This window comes from Nocardia sp. CNY236, from assembly GCF_000482385.1.
Lineage (GTDB): Bacteria > Actinomycetota > Actinomycetes > Mycobacteriales > Mycobacteriaceae > Nocardia.
The window spans coordinates 1-7,273 of the sequence record NZ_AXVD01000061.1 but is presented as its reverse complement, the minus strand read 5'-3'; the positions used below and the strand labels follow the sequence as shown (position 1 = coordinate 7,273).

General features: G+C 66.0%; 1 protein-coding gene. It reads left to right on the top strand.

The features are described from left to right. A partial coding sequence (locus K940_RS29735; protein ID WP_036529689.1) for a non-ribosomal peptide synthetase occupies positions 1-7,273 on the top strand: 7,273 nt, incomplete at both ends.

Below are 7,273 nucleotides of genomic sequence, written 5' to 3'. Positions count from 1 at the left end.
GTCACCGCCCACGAAGTGGACGATGACGATACCGAGTCCGTCCCGATCGGTGCGCCGGTGTTCAACACCCAGGTGTATGTGCTGGACTCGCGGTTGCGTCCGGTACCGGTCGGGGTGGCCGGCGAATTGTACCTGGCCGGTGCGCAGTTGGCGCGTGGCTATGTCACGGCCGCGGAGTTGACCGCGCAGCGGTTCGTGGCCAACCCGTGGGCGCTCACCGCGGGAGCGCGGATGTATCGCACCGGTGACGTGGTCGCCTGGACCGCTGCGGGGCAGTTGCAGTATCTGGGTCGCAGTGATTTCCAAGTGAAGATCCGTGGTCTGCGTATCGAGTTGGGTGAAATCGAATCCGCATTGACCGCGCTACCAGCCATCTCCCAGGCCGCGGTGGTGGTGCGTGAGGACCACGCCACCGCGCCACACCTGGTCGCCTACCTCGTCACCACACCCACCACCACCACCACCGGCACCGATAGCGACGCCGATGTGGATATCGATAGCGATGCCGGTGTGGATATCGATCGGGTCCGTGGCAGCCTGGCCCGCACCCTGCCGGCCTACATGCTGCCCACCACCTTCGTCGTCCTCGACCGCTTGCCCCTCAACGCCTCCGGCAAACTCGACCGCACCGGCCTGCCCGCACCCGCACCCCGGGCCACCGTCTTGCGTGCCCCCACCACACCGGTCGAGGAAATCGTCGCTGCCACCTTCGCCGAGGTCCTCGGCCTGCCCCGCGTCGGTCTCGACGACGACTTCTTCGCCCTGGGCGGCAACTCCCTCACCGCCACCCAGGTCACCGCGCGACTGTCCACCACCCTCGACACCGACCTCGGCGTCCGCGAACTGTTCGACGCCCCCACAGTCGCAGCACTGGCGGTTCGCGCGGAGTCCAAGGCAGGTGCAGGCGCACGGGCGATGCTGGCGCCTCAGCAGCGGCCCGAGCTGGTCCCGTTGTCGCTGGCGCAGCAGCGGATGTGGTTCCTCAACCGATTCGACCCCGACTCGACGACGGACAATATGCCGGCCGCCGTGCGGCTGTCCGGCCTACTCGACCGCCAGGCATTACAAGTCGCGGTTGCCGATGTACTGGCCAGGCACGAATCACTGCGCACCTACTATCCCGACGTCAACGGCGTCGGCTACCAGCAGATCGTGCCTACCGCGCAGGTCATTCCAGACCTCACGCCGGTCGAGGTCACCGAAGCCGACCTGCCCGAGCAGCTTTCTCTGGTGATCCGAACGGCCTTCGACGTGACGGCAGAGGCGCCCTTCCGAGCAGTATTGTTCGAGATCAGCCCGACCGAACACGTGCTGGCCTTGGTGGTCCATCACATCTCGGCGGACGGCTTCTCCATGGGACCGCTCACCCGTGACGTGATGACCGCCTACGGCGCCCGCGTCGACGGCGGCGAACCCGGCTGGCATCCTTTGGAGGTCCAGTACGCGGACTTCGCGCTGTGGCAGCGCCGGGTGCTCGGCGCCGAAGACGACCCGAATACTGTCATCTCCGAACAGGTCTCGTTCTGGACGCAGGAATTGCGCGGATTGCCCGAGCAGTTGGACCTGCCCGCGGATCGGCCCCGGCCGGCGATCGCCTCCGGTCGTGGCGCCACACACGCATTCGAGATCGACGCCGGCACCCACGCCCGGCTCGTCGAACTCGCCCGCGCTGAGGGTGCGACGCTGTTCATGGTCGTGCACGCCGCTCTGGCGGTGTTGTTGTCCCGGCTGTCGGGTGAAGACGATATTGCCATCGGTACCCCGGTCGCCGGACGTGGCGAACGTGCGCTCGACGACCTGATCGGCATGTTCGTCAACACGTTGGTGCTGCGTACCCCGATCGAGGGCGATATGCCGTTCACCGGGGTACTTCAGGCCGCGCGCGCGGTCGACATCGCGGCGTTCGGTCATGCGGACCTGCCGTTCGAGCGTTTGGTCGAGATCCTGAATCCGGCGCGGTCGCAAGCGCGCCACCCGTTGTTCCAGGTGATGTTGGCGTTCCAGAACACCGGACAGTCCAGCTTGGAACTACCCGGTCTGACCGTCAGCGGCGTCGACCTTCCCATCGACGTCGCCAAGTTCGACCTGCACCTGGTACTTGCCGAACGCACCGCCCCGCCCGCAGAGGTGAGCGACAGTGTGGGTGCAGGCGCCCGAGGCATTGCCGCCGAGCTGATCTACGCCACCGACTTGTTCGACCTGAACACCATGGCAGAGTTCGGGCGCCGGTTCGAGCGGTTGCTTCGGGCTGTGGCTGCCGACCCCGCTCGGTCGGTCGGTGACGTCGAGCTGCTGGATGAGCGTGAGGCCGAGCAGGTGCTGCGGTCGTGGAACGACACCGCCCACGACCTCGGCCGGACGAGCACGCTGGTCGCAGGGTTCGCCGCGCAGGCCGAGCGCACCCCGGACGTGGTCGCGGTGGCCGACGCGGATTCGGGGAAGACGCTCACCTACGCCGAATTCGCCTCCCGTGTACAACAACTGGCACGCCGCCTCATCGAGGCGGGTGTCGGGCCGGAGACGTTGGTCGCATTGGGCATGCGCCGATCGCTGGATCTGGTTGTCGCCGCCTATGCGGTACACGCAGCGGGTGGTGGCTACGTGCCATTGGATCCGGATCAGCCGGTCGAGCGGGTGCGGTATGTGCTCGATACCGCTGATCCGGTATGCGTGTTGACCACTACACACGACGGATTCGATGACGCGGGTCGGGCTGTGTTGTCCATCGACGAGGTGGATCTGTCCGGATACCCGGATACACCGATCACCGATGCCGAGCGCCGCGCGCCACTACGCCCACAACACCCCGCGTATGTGATCTTCACCTCCGGCTCGACCGGACGGCCCAAGGGGGTCGCGGTGTCGCATGCTGCGGTCGTCGCTCAGATTCGGTGGATCACCGGCGAGTACGCCATCGGCCCCGACGACGTCGTGCTGTTGAAGACGCCGGCGACGTTCGACGTATCGGTGTGGGAGCTGTTCGCTCCTATGAGTACTGGCGGTCGACTCGTGGTGGCCCGCCCGGACGGCCACCGGGACCCGCAATACCTCGCCGAGGTGATCGCGGCCGAGCGCATCACCCTGATTTCGTTCGTGCCGTCGATGCTGACCGTCTTCGCCGGCAGTATCGACCCGACGGCTACGCATGCGCTCGCATCGCTGCGAATCCTGTTCGTGGCCGGCGAAGCGCTCACCGCCGCAGCGGTCGAGGCGATCCGGCGGGTGAGCTCGGCGGCGCTGCACAACTTGTACGGCCCCACCGAGTTCACGGTGCACGCGACCCACGCACCGGTCGCCGACAGTGTGACCGGCGCGGCGCCGATCGGTCGGCCGGTGTGGAACGCGCAGGCATATGTGTTGGACGCTCGCCTGCACCCGGTGCCGTCGAACGTCGCCGGCGAGCTGTACCTCGCTGGCGGGCAGCTCGCACGTGGCTACTTCGGACGCACCGACCTGACTGCGGATCGCTTCGTGGCCAATCCCTTCGGTGCGCCCGGAACACGGATGTACCGCACCGGTGACCTGGTCAGCCGGGATCCCATTGGCGCTATCGAATATTTGGGGCGTAACGACTTCCAGGTCAAAGTGCGCGGATTGCGTATCGAACTAGGCGAAATCGAGACCGCGCTGGATGCCCACGAGTCCGTGGCGCAATCGGTCGCCGTGGCGCGCAGCGATGTGCACCTCGGCCATCAACTCGTCGGTTACGTGGTCCCGGTGGCCGGCGCGTCGATAGATGTCGAGCAGGTGCGCGCGTTCCTGACCGCGCGGTTGCCGTCCTATATGGTGCCGGCCGCCGTCGTCGTGCTCGAGGCCATGCCGTTGAACCTCAACGGCAAACTTGATCGACGCGCATTGCCCGAGCCGGTGTTCGAGGCGAAGGCATTCCGCCCGCCGTCCACTCCGGTCGAAGAAGTCGTGGCCGACACCTTCGCGGAAGTGCTCGACCTGGCGGTACCCGACTCCGGCCGCGTGGTCGGGCTGGACGACGATTTCTTCGACCTGGGTGGCAACTCGCTGATCGCTACTCAGGTGGTCGCCCGACTCGGCGCCGCACTGGACACCAAGGTTGCCGTGCGCATCCTGTTCGAGGTCTCGACTGTGGCCGGGTTGGCCGCTCGGTTGGAAGCGCATCGGGGCTCCGGTCGTCGTCGCGAACTCGTGTCCGGTCCGCGCCCAGACCAGATTCCGCTGTCACTGGCGCAGCAGCGAATGTGGTTCCTCAACCGGTTCGACAACCAGACCGCGGTGCACAACATTCCATTCGTGGTAAGGCTCACCGGAGCGTTGGATGTCGAGGCGCTTCGTCGAGCCGTCGCCGATGTGCTCGACCGGCATGAAGTGCTGCGCACGGTCTATCCGGAGACCACCGACGGCCACGGGATCCAGGTGGTGTTGCCCGTCGGCCAGAGCGCCATCGACCTCACTCCGGTCGAGGTGAGCGAGGACGAGGTTCAGGATCGGATTCGTGAGGTCGTGCTGACCGGCTTCGACGTCACCACCGATGTGCCGGTGCGGGCTCAATTGTTGCGCATTGCGGGCGCGACGGACGGCTCGCAGCCCCGGACTGACGTGCTGGTGTTCGTCGTGCATCACATTTCCGGTGATGGCTGGTCGGTGCGTCCGCTGGCACGTGACGTGATGGCGGCCTACTCGGCTCGCGCGCGCGGTGAGGCCCCGGTGTGGGCTCCGCTGCCGGTGCAATACGCCGACTACGCGCTGTGGCAGCGCGAATCACTGGGCTCGGAGAGCGATCCGGACTCGATGATCGCCCACCAGATCGCTTTCTGGTCACACACCCTGTCCGGCCTGCCGGATGAGCTCGATGTGCCATCGGACCGCTCGCGTCCGGCCGTCGCGTCCCACCGCGGCGGGGTATACGCGTTCTCGCTGGAGGCGCCACTGCTGCACGATCTCACCGCCCTGGCCCGTGCGAACAACGCCAGCCTGTTCATGGTGGTGCATGCAGCATTCGCGGCGCTGCTGGCCAGACTGACCGGCAGTGACGATATTGCCATCGGCACCGCGGTCGCCGGCCGCGGCGAGGCGGTCCTCGACGACGCAATCGGCATGTTCGTCAATACGCTCGTCCTGCGCAGTGCGGTCGATCCGACAATGCCGTTCACCGACTTGGTAACGCACACCAGGGATGCTGATCTCGAGGCTTTCACCAACGCTGATCTGCCGTTCGAGCGACTGGTGGAGATCTTGAACCCGGCGCGCTCGCAAGCACGGCATCCGCTGTTCCAGGTGATGTTGTCTTTCCAGAACACCGGAGAGACCGTGTTCGCGCTGCCTGGTCTCGAAGTGGCCGGTATGCCGCTGGATGTAGTCACGGCCAAGTTCGACCTGCATCTCAACCTCGCGGACCGGTTCGATGCCGATGGCGCACCGGACGGTATGGTGGCCGAGTTCGCTTATGCGACAGATTTGTTCGACGCCGATACCATCATGGGGTTCGCCCGCCGTTTGGTTCGGCTCCTGGCTGCGGCCGGGGCCGACCCGTCGGTTCCGATCGGAGATATCGATCTGCTCGATGCCGTCGAGCGCGCCCAGATCCTGCAACACTGGAATGCCACCGTGTACCCGCACGACGCAGCGGCCACCTTGGCGTCGGTCTTCGCCGCGCAGGCCGTGCAGACGCCCGATGCGCAGGCGGTGAGCTTCGAGGGGACGAGTCTGTCCTACACCGAATTCGCCGGTCGGGTGAATCGGCTCGCTCGCCATCTGATTTCGATGGGCGTCGGCTCGGAAACACCGGTCGCGCTCGGTATGCGTCGTTCGGTCGATCTGGTGGTCGGTATGTATGCGGTGCATGCGGCGGGTGGGGCGTATGTTCCGTTGGATCTGGACCATCCCGCCGACCGCACCCAGTACGTGCTCGATACCGCAGCACCGGTGTGTGTGTTGACTTCTGGTACCGATTTGGAGGTCACCGGACCACGGCAGGTGCGTATCGATCGGCTCGATCTGTCGCAGTTGTCCGACGCGCCGCTATCGGATGCGGATCGACACAAACCGTTGCGGTCGGCGAACACCGCGTATGTGATCTTCACCTCCGGGTCGACCGGCCGGCCCAAGGGCGTCGCGGTCTCGCACGCAGCGATCGTGAATCGTTTGGTGTGGATGCATGCCGCGTATGGTTTGGCCGCTGATGATGTGGTGTTGCAGAAGACACCAGCGACGTTCGATGTGTCGGTGTGGGAGTTCTTCTGGCCATTGCAGGTCGGCGCCCGTTTGGTGCTCGCACACCCGGATGGTCATCGCGATCCGGCCTACCTGGCGCAGGTCATCGCGCAGGAACGAGTGACCACGGTACATTTCGTGCCGTCGATGTTGTCGGCGTTCATCACCCAGGAGCGGGCAGCCGAATGCAGCGGACTACGCAATGTCTTCGCCTCCGGCGAGGCGTTGCCCGCCGCGACCGCGCAACAGTTGCGTGCGGTGACCGGAGCACGGTTGCACAACCTCTACGGCCCGACCGAGGCAGCGGTCGATGTGACCTTCCACGAGGTCACCGACGAGGACACGGTATCGGTACCCATCGGCGCCCCGGTGTTCAACACCGAGGTGTATGTCCTGGATACCCGGCTACAACCGGTCCCGGTGGGAGTTGCCGGCGAGTTGTACCTGGCGGGCACGCAGTTGGCCCACGGATATGTCGGTCGCCCTGATCTGACCACCGAGCGGTTCGTGGCCAACCCCTTCGGGGATGCCGGGCGCATGTATCGCACCGGTGACCTGGTGGCATGGACCTCACGCGGTGAGCTGGAATACCTGGGTCGCACCGATTTCCAGGTGAAGGTGCGTGGACTACGCATCGAGTTGGGCGAGATCGAGTCGGCGCTGACCGCGGTGGAGTCGATCGCGCAGGCGGTGGTCGTGCTGCGCTCGGACCAGCACCTCGGTGACCAGTTGGTCGCCTACCTGATCGCGGCCCCACACCACACGGTGGACATCGAGGCCGTGCGCGCCGATCTGACCCACCGGCTACCGGGATACATGGCGCCCGCAGCGTTCGTCGTGCTCGACCAGTTCCCCCTCAACCCCTCGGGCAAGCTGGATCGACGCGCGCTTCCCGAGCCAGTGTTCGAAACCAAGACATTCCGGGCGCCGGTGGAACCGGTGCAAGAAATCGTGGCCGGCGCCTTCGCCGAAGCCCTGGGCGCCGACCGTGTCGGCCTCGACGACGACTTCTTCGCACTGGGCGGCAACTCCCTGATCGCCACCCAAGTAGTCGCCCGACTCGGCGCCGCACTCGACACCACCCTCG